The organism is Pseudomonas azotoformans, from assembly GCF_001579805.1.
GTDB classification, from domain to species: domain Bacteria; phylum Pseudomonadota; class Gammaproteobacteria; order Pseudomonadales; family Pseudomonadaceae; genus Aquipseudomonas; species Aquipseudomonas azotoformans_A.
The window spans coordinates 5,500,543-5,523,716 of sequence record NZ_CP014546.1 but is presented as its reverse complement, the minus strand read 5'-3'; the positions used below and the strand labels follow the sequence as shown (position 1 = coordinate 5,523,716).

Here is a 23,174-nt window from a genome sequence, read left to right as displayed (position 1 = left end):
GCCGCCAACATGAGCAAGCGCAAGGTTATTCCGCTGCTGATCTACATCCTGTTTCTGCTGGTGCCGATCTACTGGCTGCTGAACATGTCCTTCAAGAGCAACACCGAAATCCTTGGCGGACTGACGCTGTTTCCACAGGACTTCACGCTGGCTAACTACAAGGTGATCTTCACTGACCCGAGCTGGTACACCGGTTACCTCAACTCGCTGTACTACGTAAGCCTGAACACGGTGATCTCCCTGAGCGTGGCGCTGCCGGCGGCCTATGCGTTTTCGCGCTACCGCTTCCTGGGCGACAAGCACCTGTTCTTCTGGCTGCTGACCAACCGCATGGCGCCGCCGGCGGTGTTCTTGCTGCCGTTCTTCCAGCTGTATTCGTCGATTGGTCTGTTTGACACGCATATCGCGGTGGCGCTGGCGCACTGCCTGTTCAACGTGCCGTTGGCGGTGTGGATCCTGGAGGGCTTCATGTCTGGGGTGCCCAAGGAAATCGACGAAACCGCCTACATCGATGGCTACTCGTTTCCCAAGTTCTTCGTGAAGATCTTTATCCCGTTGATCGGCTCCGGCATCGGTGTGACCGCGTTTTTCTGCTTCATGTTTTCCTGGGTAGAACTGCTGCTGGCGCGCACGCTGACCTCGGTCAACGCCAAGCCCATCGCGGCAGTAATGACGCGCACGGTCTCGGCGTCGGGTATCGATTGGGGCGTGCTGGCGGCGGCGGGGGTGTTGACTATCCTTCCCGGCATGCTGGTGATCTGGTTTGTTCGCAACCACGTGGCCAAGGGCTTTGCCCTGGGCCGGGTCTGAGGAGTCGATGATGGAATGGATGGCCTGGACCACCCCCACCGCGCTGTTCTTTGGTGCCATAGCCCTGATCCTGGCGGGCATGACCACCTGGGAATTGCGTTCGCCGAGCATCCCTCGGCGTGGTTTGTTACCGATCAGTACCACCCGTGGTGATCGTTTGTTTATCGGTCTTCTCGGCAGCGCCTACCTGCATTTGCTGGTGATCGGCGCTACCGACTGGAGCATCTGGGTGGCGTCCGCGCTCTCCCTGGTATGGCTGTTGAGTGTGATGCGTTGGGGCTGATGCCCTTGTGAATAAACAACCTGGAGGTCTCTATGTTGAATAAGAACAATAAGCTGCGACATAGCATTTCATTGGCCGCCGTACTGGCCCTCAGTGGTTTGAGCGCTTCGGCCTGGGCCGATGCGTACGAAGATGCCGCGAAAAAATGGATCGGCAGCGAATTCAAACCGTCCACCCTCACGGCTGAACAGCAGCTTGAGGAACTCAAGTGGTTTATCAAAGCGTCGGAACCGTTCCGTGGGATGAAGATCAACGTGGTGTCGGAAACCCTCACCACCCACGAGTACGAGTCCAAGGTACTGGCCAAGGCCTTCAGCGAAATCACCGGGATCAAGCTGACCCACGACCTGCTGCAGGAAGGCGACGTGGTGGAGAAGCTGCAAACCCAGATGCAGTCCGACAAGAACATCTATGACGGCTGGGTCAATGACTCGGACCTGATCGGTACGCACTTTCGCTACGGCAAGACCGAATCCATCACCGACCTGATGGCCAACGAAGGCAAGGACTTCACCTCGCCGACCCTGGATCTGAAGGACTTCATTGGCCTCTCATTCACCACTGCGCCGGACGGCAAGATCTACCAACTGCCCGACCAGCAGTTCGCCAACCTGTACTGGTTCCGCGCCGACTGGTTCGAACGCGCGGACCTGAAAGCCAAGTTCAAGGAAAAGTACGGCTATGACCTCGGTGTGCCGGTGAACTGGTCGGCCTATGAAGACATCGCCAAATTCTTCAGTGAAGACGTCAAGGAAATCGACGGCAAGCGCGTGTATGGGCACATGGACTACGGCAAGAAAGACCCGTCCCTGGGCTGGCGCTTCACCGATGCCTGGTTCTCCATGGCCGGTGGCGGCGACAAGGGCTTGCCCAACGGCTTGCCGGTGGACGAGTGGGGCATTCGCGTGGAGGACTGCCACCCGGTCGGCTCCAGCGTCACCCGTGGCGGCGACACCAACGGCCCGGCCGCCGTGTATGCCACCCAGAAATACGTGGACTGGATGAAAGCCTACGCGCCACCGGAAGCGGCGGGCATGACCTTCTCCGAATCCGGCCCGGTGCCTTCGCAAGGCAACATCGCCCAGCAGATCTTCTGGTACACCGCGTTTACCGCCGACATGGTCAAACCGGGCTTGCCGGTGGTGAATGCCGACGGCACGCCAAAATGGCGCATGGCGCCGTCGCCCGTCGGACCTTACTGGGAAAAGGGCATGAAGAAGGGCTATCAGGATGTAGGATCCTGGACCTTACTCAAGTCGACGCCTGAGAAGCAGAAACTCGCGGCCTGGCTCTACGCGCAGTTCGTGACCTCGAAAACCGTCTCGCTGAAGAAAACCATTGTCGGCCTGACGCCGATTCGTGAGTCCGACATCAACTCCCAGGCCATGACCGACATGGCGCCGAAACTGGGCGGCCTGGTGGAGTTCTATCGCAGCCCGGCCCGTACCGAATGGTCGCCGACCGGCACCAACGTGCCGGACTACCCACGCCTGGCACAACTGTGGTGGAGCAACATCGCCGCCGCCGCCAGCGGCGAGAAAACCCCGCAGCAAGCACTGGACAACCTGGCCAAGGAACAGGACGCGATCATGACGCGCCTGGAGCGCTCCAAAGTGCAACCGGTGTGCGGCCCGAAAATGAACCCCGAGCGTGACGCGCAATACTGGTTCGACCAGCCGGGCGCGCCGAAACCGAAACTGGCCAACGAGAAGCCGAAGGGCGAGACCGTGGCTTACGGCGACTTGCTCAAACAGTGGGAGGCTGCGCGCAAATAACTCTACCAGGGTAAATTGTGGTGAGCGGGCAAGCCCGCTCACTACAATCCTCGGCTGTTGGCCAAGATTCGCGCCGTATCCCGTGCCGGCGGCAACCCGAACACCCGCGCATAGTCCCGGCTGAACTGGGTCGCGCTTTCATACCCCACCTCAAACGCCGCACTGGTCACGCTGCTGGCACTGGCCACCATCAACGTGCGCGCCTGCAACAGCCGCACGCGTTTCTGGTACTGCAACGGGCTCAGGTTGGTCACCGCCTTGAAGTGCCGGTGAAATGCCGAAACGCTCATTGCAGCCTTCTGCGCCAACGCCTCCACACGAATCGGCTCGGCATAGTCACGCCGGATCCACTGGATCGCCCGACTGACCCGCGCCATGGCCGTATCCGGCGCGGCAATCTCGCGCAACATCCAGCCGTGGGGGCCTTGCAGCACGTGGTAGAGGATTTCCCGTTCATACGCGGGCGCCAAGGCGGCAATCGCCACTGGGTCGCCCATCAGGCGCAGCATGCGCACCCAGGCATCCATCAAGGCGGGCGTGACGGCCGCCACGGAGAAACCGGCTTCCTGTTCGCAACGGCCGTTGGGGGCCGGCAGGTCATTGAGCAGGGTGGTCAGCACGGTCGGATCAAGCGTCAGGCTCACCGCCAGGTAGGGTTCGCCCGTGATCGCCGGGTTCACCACGCCGACTGCGGGCAACTCGATGGACATCACAAAATACGTCGCCGGGTCGTAATGCAGCGTGCGGTCGCCCACGGTCATGCACTTACTGCCCTGCAGGATCAGGTTGATCATCGGGTCATACACCGCCGCGAGCATATGCTCGGGAATCGCCCCCTGGACCATCGCCACGCGGGGGATACCGGTCTCGGTGCGGCGGTTTTCGGCCTTGGCAGTCAAGGCGCGCAGTTCAATCAATTGAGTATTCATGGCGACCATGCTGTGCCTTCCGTTGAGCCCTGCGCAAGCAAAAAGCAGAAACAGGCAAGATTGGAGTAGGAACGGCTGCGTCTAAGAGTTGGGCGATGACTACTGTGGTCACTCAACTTTTCAGCAGTGGAGCAGGCCATGGGCGTTATCGTGATTACCGGAGGCAGCCGTGGGATCGGTGCCAGTACCGCCGAGCTGTGTGCACGTCAGGGACATGGCGTGATCCTGACGTACAACCGCAACCCGGATGCGGCACAGGCGGTGGTCCAGCGTATCGAGGCCAGCGGCGGGAAAGCCGTGGCGCTGGAATTGGATGTTGCGGCTGTCAGCACATTCCCTGTCTTCCGTGAGGCGGTGACGCACGCCCTGCAGGCCACCTGGGGCGCAAGCACCTTGAGTGGGCTGGTGAACAACGCCGGCTATGGTTTGTTCAACCCCCTTGAGTCGGTGACCGAAGCGCAGTTCGACGGCCTGTTCAACGTGCACCTCAAGGGGCCGTTTTTCCTGACCCAAACCCTGCTGCCGCTGCTGGAAGAACACGCCAGCATCGTCAACCTTACCAGCGCCACCACTCGTGTCGCGACGGCGGGCGTTGCGCCTTACGCCGCATTCAAGGGCGGCCTGGATGTGCTCACGCGCTACATGGCCAAGGAGTTCGGTGAGCGACGTATACGTGCCAACGCCGTGTCCCCCGGTGCCATACGCACCGAACTGGGCGGCGGCTTGAACGATGAATTCGAAGCCCTGCTGGCCGGGCAAACCGCCCTCGGCCGTGTAGGCGAACCGGAAGACGTGGCGCGGGTTATTGCCCTGTTGCTGTCGGAAGAAGGCCGCTGGATCAATGCCCAGACCGTCGAGGTCGCGGGCGGCTACATCATCTGAATCAGGAGGCTCCACCATGCTCGATCATCTGTTTATCTCGGTGAGCGATATCCAACGCTCGATCCGCTTCTACGAAGCCACCCTGACGCCGCTCGGCATCACCGCGCGGCATGACTACGACGGCAAGGACGGCCCGCCCGGCCATCCGGACCTGAAGGGCTTTGGCGCCCACGGCCGGATGTTCTTCTGGCTGCGCGAAGGCGTGGTGGAGGGGCGAGCGGTGCATGTGGGCTTCGTCGCCAATAACCGCGCCGAGGTGGAAAACGCCTACGCCGCCGCCCTGGCCAACGGCGCCACCGACAACGGCGCACCGGGCGCACGCCTGCACTACGACCCTAATTACTACGCGGCCAACGTGCTGGACCCGGACGGCTACAGCCTCGAATTCGTCTACAAGAACTGGCAGCACACCCCATGAAAACCCTGATGATCTACGGCGCCACCGGCTACACCGGACGCATGGCGGCGCAACACGCGAAAACACTCGGCCTCAATCTGGTGCTGGCCGGTCGCAACGCCGAGCGCCTGGCGTCCCTGGCCGCTGAGTTGGACGCGCCTTACCGCGTGTTCACGGCGGATGCCGCCCAGTTGGAAGGCATCGACGTGCTGCTCAATTTCGCCGGGCCGTTTGCCCTGACCGCCGCAGCGCTGATGCGCGCTTGTATCGCCAATGGCACTGACTACCTGGACATCACCGCCGAAATCAACGTGTACCGCCTTGCCGAACAACTCGGCGCCGAAGCGGATGTGATGTTGCTGCCCGGCGTGGGCTGGGACGTGGTGCCCACCGACTGCCTGGCCATGCACGTCGCCAGTCGTGTGCAGCAGCCGCAGTCGATAAAAATCGCCTTGCAGGTGCCCGGCGCGATGTCCCGTGGTTCGGCCATGAGTGTCAGCGAGATCCTCGGTGCCGGCGTGATGGCGCGCATCGAGGGTGAACTGGTCGCCACACCGGATGCCCAGCCTCAGCACCTGGACTTTGGCGACGGACCGGCACTGTGCGCGCCGTTGTCGTTTGGCGACCTGGTGACCGCCTGGCACTCCAGCGCCATCCCGACGATCGCCATGTACGTGCACATCACCGGCGAAGCCTTCCCTGAGGGCGACTTGTCGCTGCTGCCCGACGGCCCTACCCAAGCCCAGCGTGACGCCCACCGCGCGCGCCGTGGCCGAAGTCACCGGCCTCGACGGCTCGGTGGCGCGCTCGGTCATCGAGACTGTCAACGGCTACAGCTACACCCCACTGGCCGCCGTGGAAGCGGCACGCCGTGTACTCGGCGGCGAACGCCGGGCCGGTTTCGAAACCCCGGCCAAACTGTTCGGCGTGGGCTTTGCCCAGACGATTGCCGGCACCCGGATCATCGATTATTAATCGCCACAGGAATTGCCCCATGACGTCTACTGAGTTTCAAACCACCGTCGACACGTTCGCGGTGATCGACACCCTGCATCGCTTTGCGGCGGGCATCGACCAGAACGACCCGACCCTGCTGGCTTCGGCCTTCACTCAAAACGCCGTGTCGGACTTTCGTCCGGCTGCCGCCAAGGCCGGCTTTGAATACCCTGTGCTGGAAGGCCGCGACACCATCGTCGCGGCGCTGTCGGGCGCGCTCAGCCAGCTCGACACCACACACTCCGTGAGCAACGCGCGGGTGACGCTGGACGGCGACAGCGCCCGCCTGGACGCGCTGGTGGAGGCGCAACATGTGCCGCAAAGCGACCCGTCGCGGCACTACTTGATGAAGAACCGTTATGACGTTGAGTTGGTCAGGGAGGCCAGCGTCTGGCTGATCCAACGGGTGACGGTGGATAACGTCTGGCGTTCCGGTGATCCGGCGGTACTGGCGGGCGTGTAACGTTCCTGTGGTGAGCGGGGCAAGCCCGCTCACCACACAAGCTCACTCAGCACAAAAACAGTTCGCTCACCACAACAGCCTCAGGCCGGGCTTTTGAACCGGGCCGCGTCCTTCACCGGTGGCAAACCAAACAGTCGCGCATATTCGCGGCTGAACTGCGAGGCGCTTTCGTAACCCACGGTGAAGGCGATGGACGCGGCATCCAGGGTGTCGAACAGCACCAACCAACGCGCCCGCAGTAGACGCAAGCGTTTCTGGTATTGAATCGGCGTCATCGCGGTGATGGCTTTGAAATGCCGGTAGAACGCCGCCACGCTCATGTCGGTCATGGCCGCCAGCGGCTCTACGCGAAAAGGTTCGGTGTAGTGCTGGCGGATCCACTCGGTGGCGCGGCGGATCTGCGCCAGGCGACCATCGGGGCGTGCCATGTCCACCAGGGTTTCGCGCAGCGGACCCTGCAGGACCCGAAACAGGATTTCCCGCTCGATCAGGGGCGCCAGTACGGCCGCCTCGTTGGGTCGATCCATCAACCGCAGCATACGCAGCCATGCATCCAGCATTTCCTCCGACGCCTGCACCGCCGCGAACCGTTGGGTGCGCGGGCGTTCGGCGGGTTGACGCTCGTCTGCCAGCACGGCAGCAATCATCGAGGGTTCCAGGGTCAGGCTGAGCGCCAGGTAGGGCAGTGTGGGGGCCGAAGGATGGACCTGGCCGGTAGCCGGCACCTCCACCGGCACCACGAAGTAACTGGCCGGCCCGTAGGTCGCGACCTGATCGCCGATGGAGAGTGTCTTCGAACCTTGCAGCACCAGGTGCAGCATCGGCTGATACACCTGATCCGCGCACGCTTCGGCGCGCACCATCGCCACGCGAGGCAGGCCGGTGTCGGTCCATTTGTTGTCGGCGCGCATCACAAGGCGGCGCAGTTCATCCAGGTCGTCGTTCATGCAGCGACCTTGAGCCAGGTCGACGGGCAAAGCAAGCCGGCTGAGAAGAATAGGCAAGCATGGGAGAAAAACCGGCAACCGGCATTCCTATGGCGGGCCGAATACTGGTGGCAAGCGACATCACTCAACCTTGGGAAGACCAGAATCATGAAGCTCGACGGAAAAATTGCAGTGGTCACCGGTGCCTCGAAAGGCATCGGCGCAGGGATCGCAAAAGGCTTGGCGGCAGCCGGCGCGACCGTGGTAGTCAATTACGCCACAAGTCAAACCGACGCCGACGCAGTGGTTGCGCATATCCAGCAGCACGGCGGCAAAGCGATCAGTGTGCAGGCGGACATGAGTGTGGGCGCCGACGTTACGCGGCTGTTCGCAACGGTCGGTGAGCAATTCGGCAGGCTGGATATCCTGGTCAACAACGCAGGCGTCGCGGTGTTCCAGATGATTGAAGACCTGACCGAAGAGGCCTTTCACAAACAGTTCAACCTCAACGTGCTGGGCTATCTGCTGGCGGCGCGCGAAGCGGTGAAGTTGCTGGGGCAGGGCGGCAGCATCATCAACATCAGCTCGATCCTCAGCACCGACCCCTACCTGGCTTCCAGCGTGTACTCGGCCACCAAGGGCGCGGTGGACACGCTGACCTTCGCCCTGGCGCGGGAATTGGGGCCGAAGGGGATCCGGGTCAACTCGATCCTGCCGGGCCATACCAACACGCCGGCCACCGATGGCAATTTTGCCGGCGAATTTGGCCAGTCGCTGATCGCCGGTACGCCCCTTGGGCGCTTTGGTGAGCCGGAAGATATCGCGCCGCTGGCTGTGTTCCTCGCCTCCGATGAGGCTCATTGGGTGACCGGCGAATCGATCCGGGCTTCCGGTGGTGTGCGGGGTGTGGGTTACTGACGGTCTGATCCTTGCCGCACATGAGGGTGTGCGGCAAACAACTCTACCAGCCACTCCACAAACACCCGCACCCGTGCACTCAGATGCCGGTTGGGCATGTACACCACCGACAATGGATTGGGCGCCGCTGACCATTCGTGTAGCACCGGCACCAGTGCGCCCGAATCGATGTGCGGTTGCACCATGAAGCGCAACGTGTGGAGTATTCCCAGTCCGGCCAGGCCTGCCGCCAGGTAGGCGTTGCTGTCGTTGACCGCCACGAAATGCCGACCCTCCACCGCAACTTTTTCCTCTCCGTGTGACAATTCCAGTCTGTTTTGCTTGCCGCTGCCGGGGAAAAAATAGCGCACCAGCGTGTGGCCCTCTTCCAGTTCTGCAGGGTGGCTGGGTATCCCGTGGGCTGCCAGGTAAGTCGGTGTGGCACAGGTGACAAAGTCCAGGCTGCCCAAACGTCGTGCGATCAATGCCGAATCTGCCAAGTGCCCACCCCGGATCACGCAGTCGATGCTTTCACTGGCCAGGTCGGCGGTACGGTCGCTGGCGCCGATATCGATCTGGATCTGCGGATAACGCGCATGAAAATCGCGCAGGGCCGGGATCACCAGCAACGTGGCGATGGAAGTGCCCATGTCGATTCGAAGCCTGCCACTGGGCTGGTTGCGGGATACGGCCATGTCTGACTCGGCTTCCAGCCATTGGTCCAGCACTCGGCTCATGCGGGCATGATAGGCGCTGCCTTCCGGGGTCAGCGTCACCGTGCGGGTGGTGCGGTTGAGCAACCTCACCTGCAAGTGAGACTCCAGCGCCTGCATCATCTTGGTCACGGCATTGGGGTGCACCTGCAACTGTGCGGCGGCTTTGACAAAACTGCCGGTCTCCACGATGCGTAGAAACGCCTGTACGGCCTGGAAGTAGTCCATGGAGTCTCGCAGATTGTCACTGGTTGAGTGATACGGAATACAGAAATGCAGCGTTTATCACTTAAGTTGAAGAGATTACCTTGATTTACGGTTCGCAACCCGTGAATCGACCGTTTTTCAAGGAATCACCATGACCCAGTCTCTCAAAGGTAAAGTCGCATTGGTCACCGGTGCGTCTCGCGGTATCGGCGCCGCCATCGCCCTGCGCCTGGCCGCTGAAGGTGCAGACGTTGCGTTCAGTTACTCCCGCTCCGCCGAGCGTGCGCAGGCCGTGTTGCGTGGGATCAAGGCCTATGGGGTGAAGGGGCTTGCCGTCGCGGCGGATCAAGCTGATGGTGGGGCGGTTGCCGCATTGGTCAGGACCGTGCATGAACACTTCGGGCGCCTGGATATCCTGGTCAACAGCGCCGGCGTCTTTAGCATGGGTGTGGTGGGCGATCCCACGGCCGATACAGTCGCTTTGGACCGCCAGCAAGCGATTAACCTGAATGGCGTGGTGGCCGCAGTACGCGCTGCCGTGCCGCTGATGGCCGATGGCGGTCGCATCGTATCGATCGGCACCATGTTTGCCAGTCGAGTACCTTTTGCCGGTGTCGGGGACTATGCCGCCAGCAAGGCAGCCGTGGCGGCGTACGGCCGCGCCTGGGCACGGGACCTGGGGCCGCGCGGGATCACGGTCAACACCGTGCAGCCGGGGCCCATCAATACCGAAATGAACCCCGAAACCAGCGACATGGCGCCGCTGGTCAAGCAGATGACCGCATTGGGTCGTTATGGCCAGCCGGAAGAAATCGCCGGTGTGGTGGCGTTTTTGTCCGGTGCGGACGCCGCCTATATCACCGGTGCCACGCTGAATGTCGACGGCGGGCAGAACAGCTGATCATGCCGCCTGCGGCTGAACCTGCAACACCCCCTCTACCTCCTTGACCAACCCACTGGCCAAAAACAGCGGTGCCAGGCGTTTGTGCAGTTGCGGTTCGACAAACTCCTTCACTGTGTCCAGTGCCAGCACACCGCTCAATGGCAGCTCGGCCTTGGTGTACGACAACCAGGCTTTCTTCAACGCTTGCAACACATCGCTGCCCGCCGTGGTGGCAAAACGGCGATGGGTGGGTTTGCCGTCGAAGGTAAAGGCGTGCTGGAACTCATAGCCAGTTTCATTCCCTTGGCTGGCCGTGCAGCGGATGCAACTGCATGGGCCGTCGCCGAAGGCGCTGCGCAGGTAGGCGTTGAAGTCCACCACGGGTTTGAGTGACAGGCGCTTATCCACCTCGAACAGGTCCCCGGTCATTTTTTCGTCAGTGTTCAACGTCCATTTCCTCGCAGGTTCGGCAGTTTTTCAAAGCGCGGCACAATACCAGCCGCGCACGCCCCATGGGGATTTTTTGCGCGAACGGTGCTCGCCGGAGTGGGGACGTCCATTCGCCAATGGCCTTGTTAGAGTTTCCTCATCAACTTCTGGAGCGAACTTATATGAGCACGCAAACTTCCATCTATAAACACGGTGTTGCCTGGGAAGAGGGCCATGGGGTCGCCCAAGGTTATAGCGTCAACGGCACGATCTTTATCTCCGGGCAGTTTTCCCACACGCTGGAAGGTGAATTCGTCGATGGTGATGCGGCCGCACAAACCCGCAAGACCCTGGAGAATCTCGACCATGTGTTGGCAGGTTTTGGCATCGGTCGGAACAACCTTGCCGCGGTGGATATTTTCCTGGTGCACGCCAAGCGGGATTTCGACGCGGTGGTCGCGGTCTGGAAAGACTACATCGGCACGCACCGCCCGGCAGCGACATTGGTGGGCGTGAATTACCTGGCCTCGGATGCGCAGATCGTCGAAATCAAGGCCGTGGCTCACGCAGATTGATCAGCCGGGCAGATGTTCGGCCAGCAGGTCGATAAAGCGGCGTACACGGGGTTCCAGGTAGCGCTTGCTCGGGTACATCGCCATGATCTCCACGTCGCCGGCGTCCAACTCGGGCAGTATCGCTACCAGGCGCCCGCTGGCCAGGTCGTCGGCGATCACGAAGTCCGGCAACTGGGCAATGCCCATGCCCGCTACGGCGGCGTCGCGCAGGGCTTCGCCGCTGTCCAGGCGTACCCGGCTGCGTCCCGGCGCCTTGAACCACTCACCTTGCTTGTCGCGAAAACGCCAGCTCAGCTTGCGCGTGCGGCTGCTGAAATACAGGCAGTCGTGCTGTACGAGGGCATCGGTGTCACGGGGCAATCCGCGTTCGGCGACGTAGGCAGGGGATGCGCACAGTACCGCCTGATAGCGCGCGATCACACGCGAAACCAGCTGTCGGTCGGCGTGTTCGCCGCCGATGCGGATGGCCAGGTCGAAGCCGTCCTCGATGATGTCGGCCATGCGGTCGCTGAAACTCACTTCTACCTGCACGTCAGGCCAGGTTTTCAAGTACGTGTCCAGCAGCGGCAGCACGACACGGCGCCCGAAGGCATCGGGTAGGGTCAGGCGCAGCAAGCCGCGGGGCGTCCCGCTAGGCTGGCCGATGCTGTTTTGCGCTGTGTCGACGGCAGCCAGTATCTGCAAGCCCTGGTCGTACAGCGCACGACCTTCATCGGTCAGGCTCAGGGTGCGCGTGGTGCGGTTGAGTAAGCGTACGCCCAGGTTGTCCTCTAGGCGTGTGACGGCTTTGCCGGCCGCCGAGCGGGTCAGCCCCATGGTCTGGCCGCCCGCGACAAAACTGGCAGCGTCGACTACGGCCATGAAAATCAGCATTTCATTGAGGTTGGTACGCAGCATCGGGTCACTCGTGGCGGCGGGGCAGATGCGCAATATAGCAGCTCGGTTATGTAGAAAAACGGCATAAGAATAGATTTATATATTCTTTTCCTGTCTTAAAAATCGTGACTACCCTCGCTCACCTTCTCAACAGTGCGGCAGACTTTCCATGACCCTCAAGCGCTCCTCCCTGACTCTCCTGGCGGCCTCGCTGGCTGCCGCAAGTGCTTTGCTCAGCCCCGGCGCCCAAGCCGAAGGCAAGATCAGCATCGCCCAGCAATTCGGGATCGGCTACCTGATCCTCGACGTGGTGCGCGACCAGCACCTGATCGAAAAGCACGGCAAGGAACAGGGCCTGGACATCCAGGTGGAGTGGAACAGCATTTCCGGCGCCACGGCGATGAATGAGTCGCTGCTGGCGGGTGCGTTGGACGTGGTCTCGGCCGGGGTGCCGCCGATGCTCACCCTGTGGGACCGCACCCAGGGCAAGCAGAACGTCAAGGCCATCGCTTCCCTTGGCTCGATGCCCAACTACCTGCTGACTAACAACCCCAACGTGAAGACTCTCAAGGACTTCACCGAAAAAGACCGCATCGCCGTGCCCGCCGCCGGCGTGGGTTTCCAGTCGCGCACGCTGCAGATCGAGACCGCCAAGCAGTTCGGCGATGCCAACTACAAGAAGTTTGACGACATCTCCATCAGCCTGGCTCACCCCGACGCGACCGCCGCGCTGATTGCCGGCGGCTCGGAGATCAATTCGCACTTCTCCAGCCCGCCGTTCCAGTACCAGGAACTGTTGAATCCCAACGTGCACAAGGTGCTCAGTTCCTACGACATCCTGGGCGGGCAGGCGACGTTCAACGTGCTCTACACCACGCAGAAATTCCACGACGAAAACCCCAAGACCTACAAAGCGTTCTATGACGCGCTGGCCGAGGCCGAGACCATTATCAAGGCCGACAAACCGGCTGCGGCCAAGGCCTATATTCGCGTAGAACAGTCGAAGTTGCCGTTGGACCTGGTTGAAAAAATTGTCCAGGACCCGGAAATCGACTTCACCATCGTGCCGCAGCGCACTTACATCTACGCCGAAAAATTGCAGGAACTCGGTGTGCTGAAAAACAAGGCCGCCAGCTGGAAGGACTACTTCTTCGAAGAAGCCCATGGCGGCAATGGCAGCTAACCGGCAATCAAGCTGCGCTTGATCCAGTCATACAAGTCATTCCCCTCGCTCGACAATTCACTGTTGGCCCGCCGGCACAGGTAGTACTGGCGGCCATCATTGACCTCCCGTTCAAACAACTTCACCAACTCGCCACTGGCTACCAGGGGCGCCACCAACGGCTCGCGCAGCAAGGCGCAGCCGAGGCCGGTGAGCGTGGCGGTGAGCGCCAGTTGGCCGTCTTCCAACAACAGCCCATTCAGCGCCGTGGTGTCCACGTCGGCCGCTTCGAACCACTGGCCCCAGGTGCCGCGTTCTTCGTCGTGCAGCAGTGGCAGCTGGCTCAACGCCTCGGGCGAGTCGATGGGGCCATGTTGCGCCAGGAAATCGCGGCTGCAATAGGGCGTCACCGCGCCGGAGATCAGCGGCTCACTGTGATAACCCGGCCAATGCCCGGTGCCGAAGCGGATCGACAGGTCGGCCGCATCGCTGGGGTAACTGCGGTGGTTGGCGTAGGTCACGTTGATGTCCAGCGCCGGGTGGTCCTTCAGAAAGTCCGCCAGGCGCGGGATGAACAGGTTGATACCAAACAGCGGGATCAGGCTGATGGTCACCTGGCGCGTGGCGCTTTTTTCGCGCACGTGCTCGGTGGCGCTGCGCAGTACGGCGAAGGCCGAACGAATCGCGCGGTAGTACTCGCGGCCTTCATCGGTGAGTACCAGGTTGCGGCCCTGACGCAAGGTCAGTGGCTGTTGCAGGAAATCTTCCAGCAAGTGCAGTTGATGGCTGATGGCCGAGGCGGACACGTCCAGCTCGCGCGCGGCGGCATTCACGCCGCCATGGCGCGCGAACGCTTCGAAGGTGCGCACGGCACGCAGGGGAGGGTCGTTGGCTAACTGTTCTGATTTATTCATGTGTTGAATTAAATACTAACTTTTAATCTGGATAAAGAGTCGTAAGTGCCGTATTTATGGCATAAAAGGCCTGTTATTCGTTTGGTATATGCATATGACTTTCTGATATTTGATAAAAACAGAATAGATGCTTAGTGTGCCGCCCTTGCACGCACTGAGGTTTCTGGTCCTGATGGATGGGTTTATCCAACAACTGCTCAATGGCTTGATGACGGGCAGTCTCTACGCGCTGGTGGCTCTGGGTTACACCATGGTCTATGGCATTTTGCGCATCATCAACTTTGCCCACGGCGACGTGTTGATGATCGGCGCGTTGGTGGGGTTGTCGATGATTCGCCTGTTGCAGGCGACCTTTCCAGAACTGCCGCCGGTGCTGGTGTTGCTGTGTGCCACCGTCGTTGCCATGGCGTTTTGCGCAGTACTCGCGGTGGTGATCGAGCGCGTCGCCTATCGCCGCCTGCGCCATGCGCCGCGCCTGGCGCCCCTGATCAGCGGGATTGGCGTGTCGCTGTTGCTGCAAACCATCGCCATGCTGGTCTGGACCCGTAACCCGCAGATGTTTCCGCAACTGCTGCCGCTGGCGCCGATTGAAGTGTCGGCCGGAGCCTCGGCGCACCCGGCGATTACCAACGTCACGGCGCTGACCACCATCGCCATCGCCTTGTCAGTGATGGTCGCGCTGCTGGTGCTGGTGGAGCGCACGCGCTTCGGCCGGGCCATGCGTGCCGTGGCGGAAAACCCCCAGGTCGCCAGCCTGATGGGCATCAGCCCCAATCGGATTATCGTGATCACCTTCGCCATCGGCGGCGCCCTGGCAGCACTCGCCGGGATCATGATGGCCAGCAACTATGGCAGCGCGCATTTCTACATGGGCTTTTTGCCTGGCATCAAAGCCTTCACTGCCGCGGTGCTGGGCGGTATCGGCAACCTCAAGGGCGCCATGCTCGGCGGCCTGCTGCTGGGGCTGATCGAAGCCCTGGGCACCGGTTACCTGGGTGCGGCCACCAACGGCGTGTTCGGCAGTAATTACCAGGATGTGTTCGCCTTTATCGTGTTGATCGCGGTGCTGGTGTTCCGTCCTTCCGGGCTGTTGGGCGAACGTTTGGCGACCCGCGCATGATCCAGTCTCTGTCTCCCAACAAGCGTGCGAGTCTCGGCTTGCTGCTGTTCGCCTTGGCCCTGGTATTGGCGCCTTGGATCGTCGGGCATGCCGGCGGCAACACCTGGGTGCGTACCCTGGACTTTGCCCTGCTGTACATCATGCTCGCCCTCGGCCTGAACATCGTGGTTGGCTACGCCGGGCTGCTGGACATGGGCTTCATCGCGTTTTACGCGGTGGGTGCCTATCTGGCAGCGTTGCTCTCGTCACCCCATTTGCTGCAACAGTTCCCGGCATTGGCCGCGCTGTTGCCGGCAGGGATGCACACCTCGATCTGGCTGATCTTGCCGTTGGGCGCACTGCTCGCTGCCGGTTGCGGCGTGGTGCTGGGCGCACCGACCCTACGCCTGCGCGGCGATTACCTGGCCATCGTGACCCTGGGCTTTGGCGAAATCATCCGCATCCTGCTGCGCAACCTCGATCGCCCGGTGAATATCACCAACGGGCCCAAAGGCATTGCCCAGGTCGATCCGGTCAACCTGCTGGGCGTGAACCTCGGTCGCACCCAGGAGCTGTTCGGCCTGCGCCTGCCGTCGGTCTACCTCTATTACTACCTGTTTGCTGCGCTGGTGGTGCTGATTCTGTTTGCCTGCATCCGCCTGGAGCGCTCGCGCATCGGCCGCGCCTGGGTGGCGATCCGTGAAGACGAAGAGGCGGCCCAGGCCATGGGCGTGAATACCGTGCGCCTCAAGCTGTTGGCGTTTGCCATCGGCGCCGCGTTCGGCGGGGTAAGCGGGGCGCTGTTCGCTTCGTTCCAGGGTTTTGTTTCGCCGGAGTCCTTCACCCTCAACGAGTCCATCGCCGTGTTGGCCATGGTGGTGCTGGGTGGCATGGGCCATATCCCCGGCGTGATCCTCGGCTGCGTGTTGCTGGCGGCCTTGCCCGAAGCCTTGCGCGCGAGCATGGGGCCACTGCAACAGGCGCTGTTCGGCCAGGTGCTGGTGGACCCGGAAATCATCCGCCAGTTGTTCTACGGCCTGGCGCTGATCCTGGCGATGCTCTACCGACCGGCCGGGCTGTGGCCCAAAGGAGTGGCACGATGAACGCACCCCTGTTGCAGATAGACCAGGTCAACAAGCACTTCGGCGGCGTTGCGGCGCTGACCGATGTGAGCCTGAGCATCCAGCCCGGTGAGATCTACGGGTTGATCGGCCCGAACGGCGCGGGCAAGACCACGTTCTTCAATGTGATGACCGGCTTGTACACCCCGGATTCCGGGCGCTTCCAGCTCGATGGCCGTGACTACCAGCCCACCAGTGTGCATCAGGTGGCCGAGGCCGGTATTGCCCGTACGTTCCAGAATATCCGCCTGTTCAATGCCATGAGCGCCCTGGAAAACGTGATGGTCGGGCGCCATGTGCGCACCCGCAACGGCCTGTGGGCGGCCTTGAGCCGTCACCGCCGCGCGCAGGAAGAAGAGGCGCAAACCCGTGCCCATGCCCATCGTTTGTTGGCGTATGTAGGCTTGGCCGGCTTTGCCCATTACCGCGCCGACAGCCTCAGCTACGGCCATCAACGCCGCCTGGAAATCGCCCGCGCCCTGGCCACCGAGCCACGCTTGCTGGCCCTGGATGAACCGGCGGCGGGCATGAACGCCAGCGAGAAAGTGCAACTGCGCGGCCTGCTGGAAAAGATCCGCGACGACGGCCACACGCTGTTGCTGATCGAACATGACGTCAAGCTGGTGATGGGCGTATGCGACCGCATCAGCGTGCTCGACTATGGCCAGGTTATCGCCGTCGGCCCACCCGCCGAAGTGCGTCAGCATCCGGCGGTGATCCAGGCCTATCTGGGAGCCAGTGCGCATGTCTGAAGCCTTGTTGAGCGTCGAGGGCTTGCAGGTGCGCTATGGCGCCATCGAAGCCGTCAAGTCCCTGGACCTGCATATCGCTGAAGGCGAGCGCGTCACGCTGATCGGCGCCAATGGCGCGGGCAAGTCCTCCAGCCTCAAGGCCTTGACCGGCTTGCTGCCGGCGGCCAAGGGGTCGATCCATTTTGCCGGGCAATCGATTCTCGGCCAGGCCCCGGAACAGCTGCTGCGCCAGGGCATCGCCATGGTCCCCGAGGGGCGCGGGATTTTCGCGCGCATGAGCGTGTTGGAAAACCTGCAGGCTGGCGCCTTTTTGCGCCGCGATAACGCGCACGTGCAGCGCGAAATGCGCCAGTTGTTCGAACACTTCCCGCGCCTGGAAGAGCGTCTGCACCAGTCCGCCGGGCTGCTGTCCGGTGGTGAGCAACAGATGCTCGCCCTGGCCCGTGCACTGTTGTCACGCCCGCGCTTGTTGATCCTGGACGAACCGTCCATGGGCTTGGCACCGATCATGGTCGAGAAGATTTTCCAGGTGATCGACGACGTCTGTCGCCAGGGCATGACCCTGTTGCTGGTGGAGCAGAACGCACGGCTGGCGCTGCAAGTCACCGACCGTGCCTACGTGATGGACACCGGGCGCATCACCTTGACCGGCCCTTCCCAGGATTTACTTGAACACCCCGAGGTGCGCAGTGCTTACCTCGGTGAATAAAACCATGACGCTACCGGACGCCCGGCGTGTTCCGACCCGCCCGACACTTAGCAGGAATAACCCATGAACACCTTGAAGAAAACCGCATTGATCGGCCTGACCCTGAGCAGCCTGGCCAGCGCCGTGGCCCAGGCCGACCAGACTGTGTTGATCGGCCTCGCCGGCCCGCTCACTGGCCCGTCGGCCCGCATCGGCAAGGACCTGGAAAACGGCGCGCAACTGGCCATCGACCAGGCCAACGCCAAGCACCCGAAGATCAACGGTGAAGCCGTGACCTTCAAGCTGGTGTCCGAAGACGACCAGTCCGACCCACGCACTGCCGTCACCGTGGCCCAGCGCCTGGTCGACGAAGGCGTGGTGGGCGTGGTCGGCCACTGGAACACCGGCACCAGCATCCCGGCGGCACGGGTTTACCACGACGCGGGCATCGCCCAGGTGGCGCCGGTGGCTACCGGTCACGCTTACACCCAGCAAGGGTTCGACACCAGTTTCCGCATCATGGGCCATGACGACGATGGTGGTCAGGTCGCCGGCGACTACGCCCTGAAAACCCTCAAGGCCCAGCGTATCGCCGTGATCGACGACCGCACCGCGTTTGGCCAGGGCCTGGCGGACCAGTTCGTCAAATCCATTGAAGCCGGTGGCGCCAAGGTGGTGTCCCGCGAATACGTGGACGACAAGACCATCGACTTCAGCGCCGTGCTGACCAATATCCGTAGCCAGAACCCGGACCTGATCTTCTTCGGCGGCGTCGACGCCCAGGCCGCGCCGTTGGCCCGTCGCATCAAGCAACTGGGGATCAAGGCGCCGCTGATGGGCGCCGGTGGTTTCGTCAGCCAGACCTTCCTGCAATTGGCGCAGAACGAAGGCGAGGGCGTGATCGCCCTGGAGCCGGGCCTGGCGATTGCGCAGATGCCAGGCGGCAAGGCGTTCGAGCAGGCTTACAAGGAACGCTACAAAACCAACATCGAACTGCACGCGCCGTTCGCCTACGACGGTGTGGGGGTGTTGGTGGCGGCTATCGAGAAAGCAGATTCGGTGGACCCGCAGAAATACCTGCCGGTGCTGCGCGCCATCAGCTATGAGGGCGTGACCGGCACCATCGCCTTTGACGGCGAAGGCAACTTGAAGAAACCGACGTTCACCGTTTACCAGGTCAAGGCCAATCAATGGCAGCCGGTGAGCGTGGCAGGCGGTCAATAATCGTATTGTCGGGTGCCTGCCGGGCACCCGATTCTGTGGAGCTGATGGAGGCACACAATGAGCAAACTGGAAGGTGAACTGGGCATCCTCGCCCGGCGGCGCATCGAGGCCGAAATCATCAAGCCGATCTACGAGATCCTCAAGCGCGAACAGGGCAAGGACTTTGCCGCTGCCGTGATTGGTGAAGCCGTGGGCAATGCCGCGATCCAGGCCGGCAAGCATTTTGCGTCGCTGGAAGAGCAGGGCGCCGACCTCAAGAGTTTCGTGGAGCTGCAAGTGCTGTGGGAGAAGGACGACGCGCTGAAGGTCGAGATCATCGCCAGTGACGCCGAGCACTATGACTACGACGTCAAGCGCTGCCGCTACGCCGAGATGTACCACGATATGGGCCTGGGCGAGATCGGCCATCTGCTGTCGTGCAACCGTGACGAGCTGTTTATCGTCGGCTACAACCCGGACATCCAGTTGACCCGCACCCAGACCATCATGGGCGGCGATCACCGTTGTGACTTCCGCTATCGGGCCAAACCCCATGAGTAAGCTGGCGCGTGTGAACGGCGAACGCCTGTGGGCTTCGCTGATGGAAATGGCGCAGATCGGCGCCACCGAAAAAGGCGGCGTATCACGCCTGGCGCTGACCGACGAAGACCGCCGTGGCCGCGACCTGTTCGTGCAGTGGTGCGAGGCGGCCGGTTGCAGCATTCGCGTGGATGCCATGGGCAATATCTTCGCCCGTCGCGCGGGGCGCTTCGACGATTTGGCCCCGGTGATGACCGGTTCCCACGGCGATTCCCAGCCCTTTGGCGGCAAGTACGACGGCATCTACGGTGTGCTTGCGGGCCTGGAAGTGCTGCGCACCCTGAATGACCTGGGTATCGAGACCGACCGGCCCATCGAAGTGGTCAACTGGACCAACGAAGAAGGCTCACGCTTTGCGCCGGCGATGATTTCCTCGGGCGTCTACGCGGGCGTGTTTGACCTGGAATACGGGCTGTCCCGTGAAGACAAAGCCGGCGTGACCATTGGCCAGGCGCTGCAGCAAATCGGCTACGCTGGCACCGAGCCGGTGGGCGGCCAAGCCATCCACGCCGCGTTCGAACTGCATATCGAACAAGGCCCGATCCTCGAAGCGCAGGGCATTACCATCGGCGTGGTCACCGGCGCCCAGGGCCAACGCTGGTATGAAGTGGAACTGAGCGGCCGCAGCGCCCACGCCGGCACCACGCCCATGGATCATCGCCTGGATGCCTTGCTCGGTTTTGCCCGGGTGGTCGAGGCCGTCAACGGGTTGGGCCTGGAGCAGGGCGCCGAAGGGCGGGCCACGGTGGGCATGGCGAATATCTTCCCCAACTCACGCAACGTGGTGCCGGGGCGGGTGTTTTTCAGTGTGGAATTCCGTCACCCCGATGAAGCGGTCTTGGCACGCCAGGACCAGCAGTTGCGTGATGCCGTGGCGCAGATTGCCGACGGCATTGGCTTGCAGCACAGCGTGAAGCAGATCTTCCAGTACGCGCCGATTGCCTTTGATGCGGGCTGTGTCGAAGTCGTGCGGGCGTCGGCGCAGGCGTTGGGCTATAGCCATCGGCCGATGATTTCCGGCGCCGGGCACGATGCCTGCTACCTGAACCAGGTGGCGCCGACGGCGATGATCTTTGTGCCCTGTGTGGATGGGTTGAGCCATAACGAGGCGGAAGAAATTTCCCAGGAATGGTCGACGGCGGGCGCGGATGTGTTGCTCCAGGCGATGCTGGCGAAGGCTTCTGCCTAGCGAAAGAACTCACCCGGCGTCGCCTCGAACTGCTGGCGAAATGCATTGATAAACGCCGAGGTGGATTCATACCCACACCCCAGCGCCACATCCGTCACCCGCTCGCCCTGCTCCAGGGCGGGCAGGGCGGTGAGCAATCGCAAACGCTGGCGCCACGCCCGAAAGGTCAGCCCGGTGTCGCTCAGGAACAAGCGGCTGAGGGTCTTCTCGCTCACCCCCAGCTTCTGGCTCCACTGGCCCAAGGTCGTCTGCTGCTCCGGGTGTGAATTCATGCTGCGGTAGATCTGGCGTAAACGCGGGTCCAGCGGCAGCGGCAGCATCAGGTCGACTTGCGGCGCCGCCGCCAGTTGGTCCAGTACCACTTGGGCCAGGCGCCCATCCGGTCCATCCTCGGCATATTCCACCGGCAGTTCGCTGAAACTGCGGATCAACTCCCGCAGCAAACTGCTTACCTCCAGCACATGGCAGCGCTCATCCGCCCAGGCGGTGACGCTGCAATCCAGGTACAGGCTGCGCATCTCCGTGTGGGGCGAGCTGAACACGCGGTGCGGCATACCGGCCGGAATCCACACCGCGCGCTGAGGCGGCGCGACGAAGCGGCCGACGCTGGTCTGGATCTCCAGCACCCCGGAAATCGCGTAGGACAATTGCACCCACGGGTGGCTGTGGCGACGGGTCAACGCACGATTGGGCAAGGATTCGGTGCGTCCGTACACCGGCCGTGGCAGGCTGGAAAGCCCAGGCACACTGCGGCGGACGGTCTTATCGTGTCCTTTAGGCGGCATTTACTGGCTCATTGGCGTTAGTCGGTAACAAGCCGTTACGTTAGAGTCGCGACGACGCTCTTGGCAACCCCCGGAAGATCCTGCTTATGACTCGCCCCCGTTTTCTGCCCGACAACTTCACCCTGACGCTGATCGCCACGGTGATCCTCGCTTCCCTGCTGCCCGCCAGCGGCCAGACCGCCGTGGCCTTCGGCTGGGTCACCAACCTTGCGATAGCGCTGCTGTTCTTCCTGCACGGCGCCAAGCTGTCGCGCCAGGCAATTGTTGCCGGTGCCGGGCACTGGCGCCTGCATCTATTGGTGTTCAGCCTGACCTTTGTGCTGTTTCCGTTGCTGGGCCTTGCGCTCAAACCGGTGCTGTCGCCGCTGATCGGTAAAGACCTGTACATGGGCATGCTCTACCTCTGCGCCCTGCCGGCCACGGTGCAATCGGCAATTGCGTTTACGTCGCTGGCGCGGGGCAATATCCCGGCGGCGATTTGCAGTGCGGCGGCGTCCAGCCTGTTCGGGATCTTCCTCACGCCGTTGCTGGTGACCCTGTTGCTCAACGTGCACGGCGAGGGTGGTTCGACCGTCGACGCGATCTTGAAAATCAGCGTGCAATTGCTGCTGCCATTCATCGCCGGGCAAATCGCCCGTCGTTGGATCGGTGAGTGGGTCGGCCGCAATAAATCCTGGCTGAAGTTCGTTGATCAGGGCTCGATTCTGCTGGTGGTCTATGGCGCGTTCAGCGAAGCGGTCAACGAAGGCATCTGGCACCAGATCCCGTTGTGGGAGCTGGGTGGGTTGGTGGTGGCGTGCTGCGTGTTGCTCGCCTTGGTGCTGGTGGCCTCGACCGTGTTGGGCAAGGCCTTTGGCTTCAATCAGGAAGACCGCATCACCATCCTGTTCTGTGGTTCGAAGAAGAGCCTGGCAACCGGTGTGCCGATGGCTCAGGTGTTGTTCGCCGGGGCAACCATGGGCGTGCTGATTTTGCCGCTGATGCTGTTCCACCAGATTCAGCTGATGGTCTGCGCGGCGTTGGCCCAGCGTTATGCCAAGCGGCCGGAAAGCATTCCAGAAATGATGGGGCAGGTGGATCCTTGATCTACGTCACAGCCTTTGCCGAATAAGCTCAAGTAAACGCCGGGCCAGACGACTACCTTCTTAACTACCCAAGAAGGAGCGTCGACATGAACGTTAAACGTTTGTCACTGGTTACCGGCGTTCTTGCGGTATGGGCGGGGGCTTGCCTGGCGGCGCCCTCAGGCGTCATTCAATTTCACGGCAGTATTGTCGAGCCCAGTTGTCATGCGGCTGCGCCAGGCGGGTCGACGCTGGAATTCAAGGGCTGCCCCCAGGCCCTGCGTGGCAGCCAGTTGGCGGTGCAACCGGTGCGCACGGTGAAGGCGCTGGGCACTGCGCAGGCTAACGTCAAGTTAGTCGCCGACAGCCGTGATGGGCGCTATTACGACCAACGGTATGTGCTGGTGGACGCCCTCGGCAAGCCCATTCAATCGGGGGCCTACGTGGTCACCCTGAGCGCGCCGTGATGGGGTTGAGGTTGTTTTGAGCCGGATCGGCGTCAACAGCCGCGCCAGAAACCTATAGAATGCTCGGCGGCGGCGCTTGTCCTGGGTGG

The 23,174-nt window shown here is 62.1% G+C and carries 26 protein-coding genes and 1 pseudogene; 20 read left to right on the top strand and 7 right to left on the bottom strand.

What is annotated here, in order from left to right; translation table 11 throughout:
• The first annotated feature begins 9 nt into the window (after nt 1-9).
• The 3 genes from AYR47_RS25245 to AYR47_RS25235 are packed head-to-tail and all read left to right on the top strand — an operon-like array spanning nt 10 to nt 2,868.
• Entirely contained in the window at nt 10-810 is an 801-nt protein-coding gene (locus tag AYR47_RS25245) for a carbohydrate ABC transporter permease (RefSeq protein ID WP_003174634.1), read from the top strand.
• Nucleotides 811-820: 10 nt separating this feature from the next.
• Nucleotides 821-1,093 carry a DUF2160 domain-containing protein gene (locus AYR47_RS25240; RefSeq protein ID WP_016977309.1) on the top strand — a complete coding sequence of 91 codons (273 nt, stop codon included), beginning with the start codon at nt 821-823 and terminating at the stop codon, nt 1,091-1,093.
• A gap of 32 nt (nt 1,094-1,125) precedes the next feature.
• Complete coding sequence (locus AYR47_RS25235; protein ID WP_033896777.1) at nt 1,126-2,868, top strand: ABC transporter substrate-binding protein; 1,743 nt, start codon at nt 1,126-1,128, stop codon at nt 2,866-2,868.
• Between the two features lie 41 nt (nt 2,869-2,909).
• Here AYR47_RS25235 and AYR47_RS25230 read toward each other — a convergent pair whose 3' ends face one another.
• Complete coding sequence (locus AYR47_RS25230; RefSeq protein ID WP_191982990.1) at nt 2,910-3,797, bottom strand: AraC family transcriptional regulator; 888 nt, start codon at nt 3,795-3,797, stop codon at nt 2,910-2,912.
• A 138-nt stretch (nt 3,798-3,935) separates the two neighbouring features.
• On the opposite strand from AYR47_RS25230, the gene AYR47_RS25225 reads away from it, so the two are divergent.
• The 4 genes and pseudogenes from AYR47_RS25225 to AYR47_RS25210 all read left to right on the top strand — a co-directional run bounded on the left by AYR47_RS25225 (nt 3,936) and on the right by AYR47_RS25210 (nt 6,535).
• A complete protein-coding gene (locus tag AYR47_RS25225; protein ID WP_033896776.1) occupies nt 3,936-4,679 on the top strand; it encodes an SDR family NAD(P)-dependent oxidoreductase in 744 nt (247 codons plus the stop codon).
• 16 nt (nt 4,680-4,695) lie between these two features.
• Complete coding sequence (locus AYR47_RS25220; RefSeq protein ID WP_033896774.1) at nt 4,696-5,097, top strand: VOC family protein; 402 nt, start codon at nt 4,696-4,698, stop codon at nt 5,095-5,097.
• Nucleotides 5,094-6,051: pseudogene (locus AYR47_RS25215) on the top strand (saccharopine dehydrogenase family protein). Before AYR47_RS25220 ends, AYR47_RS25215 begins: the two are co-directional and overlap by 4 nt.
• A 19-nt stretch (nt 6,052-6,070) precedes the next feature.
• Nucleotides 6,071-6,535, top strand: a complete 465-nt coding sequence (locus AYR47_RS25210) for a nuclear transport factor 2 family protein (protein WP_061448885.1) — start codon at nt 6,071-6,073, stop codon at nt 6,533-6,535.
• An 80-nt stretch (nt 6,536-6,615) separates the two neighbouring features.
• Here the strand turns inward: AYR47_RS25210 and AYR47_RS25205 are convergent, their stop codons facing one another.
• Nucleotides 6,616-7,482, bottom strand: coding sequence for an AraC family transcriptional regulator (locus AYR47_RS25205; protein WP_033896771.1), 867 nt, complete (start codon nt 7,480-7,482; stop codon nt 6,616-6,618).
• 147 nt (nt 7,483-7,629) lie between these two features.
• Between AYR47_RS25205 and AYR47_RS25200 the strand changes: the two genes are divergently transcribed.
• Nucleotides 7,630-8,379, top strand: a complete 750-nt coding sequence (locus AYR47_RS25200) for an SDR family NAD(P)-dependent oxidoreductase (protein WP_033896770.1) — start codon at nt 7,630-7,632, stop codon at nt 8,377-8,379.
• Here AYR47_RS25200 and AYR47_RS25195 read toward each other — a convergent pair.
• Nucleotides 8,373-9,299: a LysR family transcriptional regulator gene (locus tag AYR47_RS25195; RefSeq protein ID WP_038847026.1), complete on the bottom strand. Its 927-nt coding sequence runs from the start codon at nt 9,297-9,299 to the stop codon at nt 8,373-8,375. The two genes, AYR47_RS25200 and AYR47_RS25195, sit on opposite strands and share 7 nt — an antisense overlap.
• Before the next feature lie 130 nt (nt 9,300-9,429).
• On the opposite strand from AYR47_RS25195, the gene AYR47_RS25190 reads away from it, so the two are divergent.
• Nucleotides 9,430-10,179: an SDR family NAD(P)-dependent oxidoreductase gene (locus tag AYR47_RS25190; protein WP_061448884.1), complete on the top strand. Its 750-nt coding sequence runs from the start codon at nt 9,430-9,432 to the stop codon at nt 10,177-10,179.
• Here the strand turns inward: AYR47_RS25190 and AYR47_RS25185 are convergent, their stop codons facing one another.
• Nucleotides 10,180-10,608, bottom strand: coding sequence for a hypothetical protein (locus AYR47_RS25185; protein ID WP_061448883.1), 429 nt, complete (start codon nt 10,606-10,608; stop codon nt 10,180-10,182).
• A 164-nt stretch (nt 10,609-10,772) separates the two neighbouring features.
• Between AYR47_RS25185 and AYR47_RS25180 the strand changes: the two genes are divergently transcribed.
• Complete coding sequence (locus tag AYR47_RS25180) at nt 10,773-11,165, top strand: RidA family protein (RefSeq protein ID WP_061448882.1); 393 nt, start codon at nt 10,773-10,775, stop codon at nt 11,163-11,165.
• Here AYR47_RS25180 and AYR47_RS25175 read toward each other — a convergent pair whose 3' ends face one another.
• Nucleotides 11,166-12,062, bottom strand: coding sequence for a LysR family transcriptional regulator (locus AYR47_RS25175; protein ID WP_033896763.1), 897 nt, complete (start codon nt 12,060-12,062; stop codon nt 11,166-11,168). It lies immediately after the preceding gene.
• Between the two features lie 148 nt (nt 12,063-12,210).
• Between AYR47_RS25175 and AYR47_RS25170 the strand changes: the two genes are divergently transcribed.
• Nucleotides 12,211-13,224: an ABC transporter substrate-binding protein gene (locus AYR47_RS25170; RefSeq protein WP_061448881.1), complete on the top strand. Its 1,014-nt coding sequence runs from the start codon at nt 12,211-12,213 to the stop codon at nt 13,222-13,224.
• Here the strand turns inward: AYR47_RS25170 and AYR47_RS25165 are convergent.
• The gene (locus tag AYR47_RS25165) at nt 13,221-14,117 is read right to left on the bottom strand and encodes a LysR substrate-binding domain-containing protein (RefSeq protein ID WP_061448880.1); all 897 of its coding nucleotides are present in this window, start codon (nt 14,115-14,117) and stop codon (nt 13,221-13,223) included. The two genes, AYR47_RS25170 and AYR47_RS25165, sit on opposite strands and share 4 nt — an antisense overlap.
• A 172-nt stretch (nt 14,118-14,289) precedes the next feature.
• On the opposite strand from AYR47_RS25165, the gene AYR47_RS25160 reads away from it, so the two are divergent.
• The 7 genes from AYR47_RS25160 (at nt 14,290) to AYR47_RS25130 (ending at nt 20,769) form a co-directional block, all read left to right on the top strand.
• On the top strand, nt 14,290-15,237 hold the full coding sequence (locus tag AYR47_RS25160; protein ID WP_061448879.1) for a branched-chain amino acid ABC transporter permease: 948 nt from the start codon (nt 14,290-14,292) through the stop codon (nt 15,235-15,237).
• Entirely contained in the window at nt 15,234-16,319 is a 1,086-nt protein-coding gene (locus AYR47_RS25155) for an ABC transporter permease subunit (RefSeq protein WP_061448878.1), read from the top strand. The genes AYR47_RS25160 and AYR47_RS25155 overlap by 4 nt, the downstream gene beginning before the upstream one ends.
• Nucleotides 16,316-17,089 (top strand): ABC transporter ATP-binding protein, encoded by a 774-nt coding sequence (locus AYR47_RS25150; RefSeq protein ID WP_016977293.1) that lies wholly within the window; start codon nt 16,316-16,318, stop codon nt 17,087-17,089. The genes AYR47_RS25155 and AYR47_RS25150 overlap by 4 nt, the downstream gene beginning before the upstream one ends.
• Nucleotides 17,082-17,798 (top strand): ABC transporter ATP-binding protein, encoded by a 717-nt coding sequence (locus AYR47_RS25145; RefSeq protein ID WP_061448877.1) that lies wholly within the window; start codon nt 17,082-17,084, stop codon nt 17,796-17,798. Before AYR47_RS25150 ends, AYR47_RS25145 begins: the two co-directional genes overlap by 8 nt.
• A gap of 63 nt (nt 17,799-17,861) precedes the next feature.
• Nucleotides 17,862-19,001 (top strand): branched-chain amino acid ABC transporter substrate-binding protein, encoded by a 1,140-nt coding sequence (locus AYR47_RS25140; protein ID WP_061448876.1) that lies wholly within the window; start codon nt 17,862-17,864, stop codon nt 18,999-19,001.
• Nucleotides 19,002-19,058: 57 nt separating this feature from the next.
• The gene (locus AYR47_RS25135) at nt 19,059-19,541 is read left to right on the top strand and encodes an L-2-amino-thiazoline-4-carboxylic acid hydrolase (protein WP_033896750.1); all 483 of its coding nucleotides are present in this window, start codon (nt 19,059-19,061) and stop codon (nt 19,539-19,541) included.
• A complete protein-coding gene (locus tag AYR47_RS25130) occupies nt 19,534-20,769 on the top strand; it encodes a Zn-dependent hydrolase (protein ID WP_082781537.1) in 1,236 nt (411 codons plus the stop codon). The genes AYR47_RS25135 and AYR47_RS25130 overlap by 8 nt, the downstream gene beginning before the upstream one ends.
• Here the strand turns inward: AYR47_RS25130 and AYR47_RS25125 are convergent.
• The gene (locus tag AYR47_RS25125) at nt 20,766-21,554 is read right to left on the bottom strand and encodes an AraC family transcriptional regulator (protein WP_061448874.1); all 789 of its coding nucleotides are present in this window, start codon (nt 21,552-21,554) and stop codon (nt 20,766-20,768) included. The two genes, AYR47_RS25130 and AYR47_RS25125, sit on opposite strands and share 4 nt — an antisense overlap.
• Nucleotides 21,555-21,640: 86 nt before the next feature.
• On the opposite strand from AYR47_RS25125, the gene AYR47_RS25120 reads away from it, so the two are divergent.
• Complete coding sequence (locus tag AYR47_RS25120; RefSeq protein ID WP_038846999.1) at nt 21,641-22,639, top strand: bile acid:sodium symporter family protein; 999 nt, start codon at nt 21,641-21,643, stop codon at nt 22,637-22,639.
• An 86-nt stretch (nt 22,640-22,725) separates the two neighbouring features.
• Nucleotides 22,726-23,085: a type 1 fimbrial protein gene (locus AYR47_RS25115; RefSeq protein WP_033896746.1), complete on the top strand. Its 360-nt coding sequence runs from the start codon at nt 22,726-22,728 to the stop codon at nt 23,083-23,085.
• Nucleotides 23,086-23,174: the final 89 nt, after the last annotated feature.

What these genes read in the sequence shown, in the direction of transcription:
- AYR47_RS25245 (WP_003174634.1), top strand. Translation starts at nt 10, where the DNA reads ATGAGCAAGCGCAAGGTTATTCCGCTGCTGATCTACATCCTGTTTCTG.
- AYR47_RS25240 (WP_016977309.1), top strand. Translation starts at nt 821, where the DNA reads ATGGAATGGATGGCCTGGACCACCCCCACCGCGCTGTTCTTTGGTGCC.
- AYR47_RS25235 (WP_033896777.1), top strand. Translation starts at nt 1,126, where the DNA reads ATGTTGAATAAGAACAATAAGCTGCGACATAGCATTTCATTGGCCGCC.
- AYR47_RS25230 (WP_191982990.1), bottom strand. Translation starts at nt 3,797, where the DNA reads ATGAATACTCAATTGATTGAACTGCGCGCCTTGACTGCCAAGGCCGAA.
- AYR47_RS25225 (WP_033896776.1), top strand. Translation starts at nt 3,936, where the DNA reads ATGGGCGTTATCGTGATTACCGGAGGCAGCCGTGGGATCGGTGCCAGT.
- AYR47_RS25220 (WP_033896774.1), top strand. Translation starts at nt 4,696, where the DNA reads ATGCTCGATCATCTGTTTATCTCGGTGAGCGATATCCAACGCTCGATC.
- AYR47_RS25210 (WP_061448885.1), top strand. Translation starts at nt 6,071, where the DNA reads ATGACGTCTACTGAGTTTCAAACCACCGTCGACACGTTCGCGGTGATC.
- AYR47_RS25205 (WP_033896771.1), bottom strand. Translation starts at nt 7,482, where the DNA reads ATGAACGACGACCTGGATGAACTGCGCCGCCTTGTGATGCGCGCCGAC.
- AYR47_RS25200 (WP_033896770.1), top strand. Translation starts at nt 7,630, where the DNA reads ATGAAGCTCGACGGAAAAATTGCAGTGGTCACCGGTGCCTCGAAAGGC.
- AYR47_RS25195 (WP_038847026.1), bottom strand. Translation starts at nt 9,299, where the DNA reads ATGGACTACTTCCAGGCCGTACAGGCGTTTCTACGCATCGTGGAGACC.
- AYR47_RS25190 (WP_061448884.1), top strand. Translation starts at nt 9,430, where the DNA reads ATGACCCAGTCTCTCAAAGGTAAAGTCGCATTGGTCACCGGTGCGTCT.
- AYR47_RS25180 (WP_061448882.1), top strand. Translation starts at nt 10,773, where the DNA reads ATGAGCACGCAAACTTCCATCTATAAACACGGTGTTGCCTGGGAAGAG.
- AYR47_RS25175 (WP_033896763.1), bottom strand. Translation starts at nt 12,062, where the DNA reads ATGCTGCGTACCAACCTCAATGAAATGCTGATTTTCATGGCCGTAGTC.
- AYR47_RS25170 (WP_061448881.1), top strand. Translation starts at nt 12,211, where the DNA reads ATGACCCTCAAGCGCTCCTCCCTGACTCTCCTGGCGGCCTCGCTGGCT.
- AYR47_RS25165 (WP_061448880.1), bottom strand. Translation starts at nt 14,117, where the DNA reads ATGAATAAATCAGAACAGTTAGCCAACGACCCTCCCCTGCGTGCCGTG.
- AYR47_RS25160 (WP_061448879.1), top strand. Translation starts at nt 14,290, where the DNA reads ATGGATGGGTTTATCCAACAACTGCTCAATGGCTTGATGACGGGCAGT.
- AYR47_RS25155 (WP_061448878.1), top strand. Translation starts at nt 15,234, where the DNA reads ATGATCCAGTCTCTGTCTCCCAACAAGCGTGCGAGTCTCGGCTTGCTG.
- AYR47_RS25150 (WP_016977293.1), top strand. Translation starts at nt 16,316, where the DNA reads ATGAACGCACCCCTGTTGCAGATAGACCAGGTCAACAAGCACTTCGGC.
- AYR47_RS25145 (WP_061448877.1), top strand. Translation starts at nt 17,082, where the DNA reads ATGTCTGAAGCCTTGTTGAGCGTCGAGGGCTTGCAGGTGCGCTATGGC.
- AYR47_RS25140 (WP_061448876.1), top strand. Translation starts at nt 17,862, where the DNA reads ATGAACACCTTGAAGAAAACCGCATTGATCGGCCTGACCCTGAGCAGC.
- AYR47_RS25135 (WP_033896750.1), top strand. Translation starts at nt 19,059, where the DNA reads ATGAGCAAACTGGAAGGTGAACTGGGCATCCTCGCCCGGCGGCGCATC.
- AYR47_RS25130 (WP_082781537.1), top strand. Translation starts at nt 19,534, where the DNA reads ATGAGTAAGCTGGCGCGTGTGAACGGCGAACGCCTGTGGGCTTCGCTG.
- AYR47_RS25125 (WP_061448874.1), bottom strand. Translation starts at nt 21,554, where the DNA reads ATGCCGCCTAAAGGACACGATAAGACCGTCCGCCGCAGTGTGCCTGGG.
- AYR47_RS25120 (WP_038846999.1), top strand. Translation starts at nt 21,641, where the DNA reads ATGACTCGCCCCCGTTTTCTGCCCGACAACTTCACCCTGACGCTGATC.
- AYR47_RS25115 (WP_033896746.1), top strand. Translation starts at nt 22,726, where the DNA reads ATGAACGTTAAACGTTTGTCACTGGTTACCGGCGTTCTTGCGGTATGG.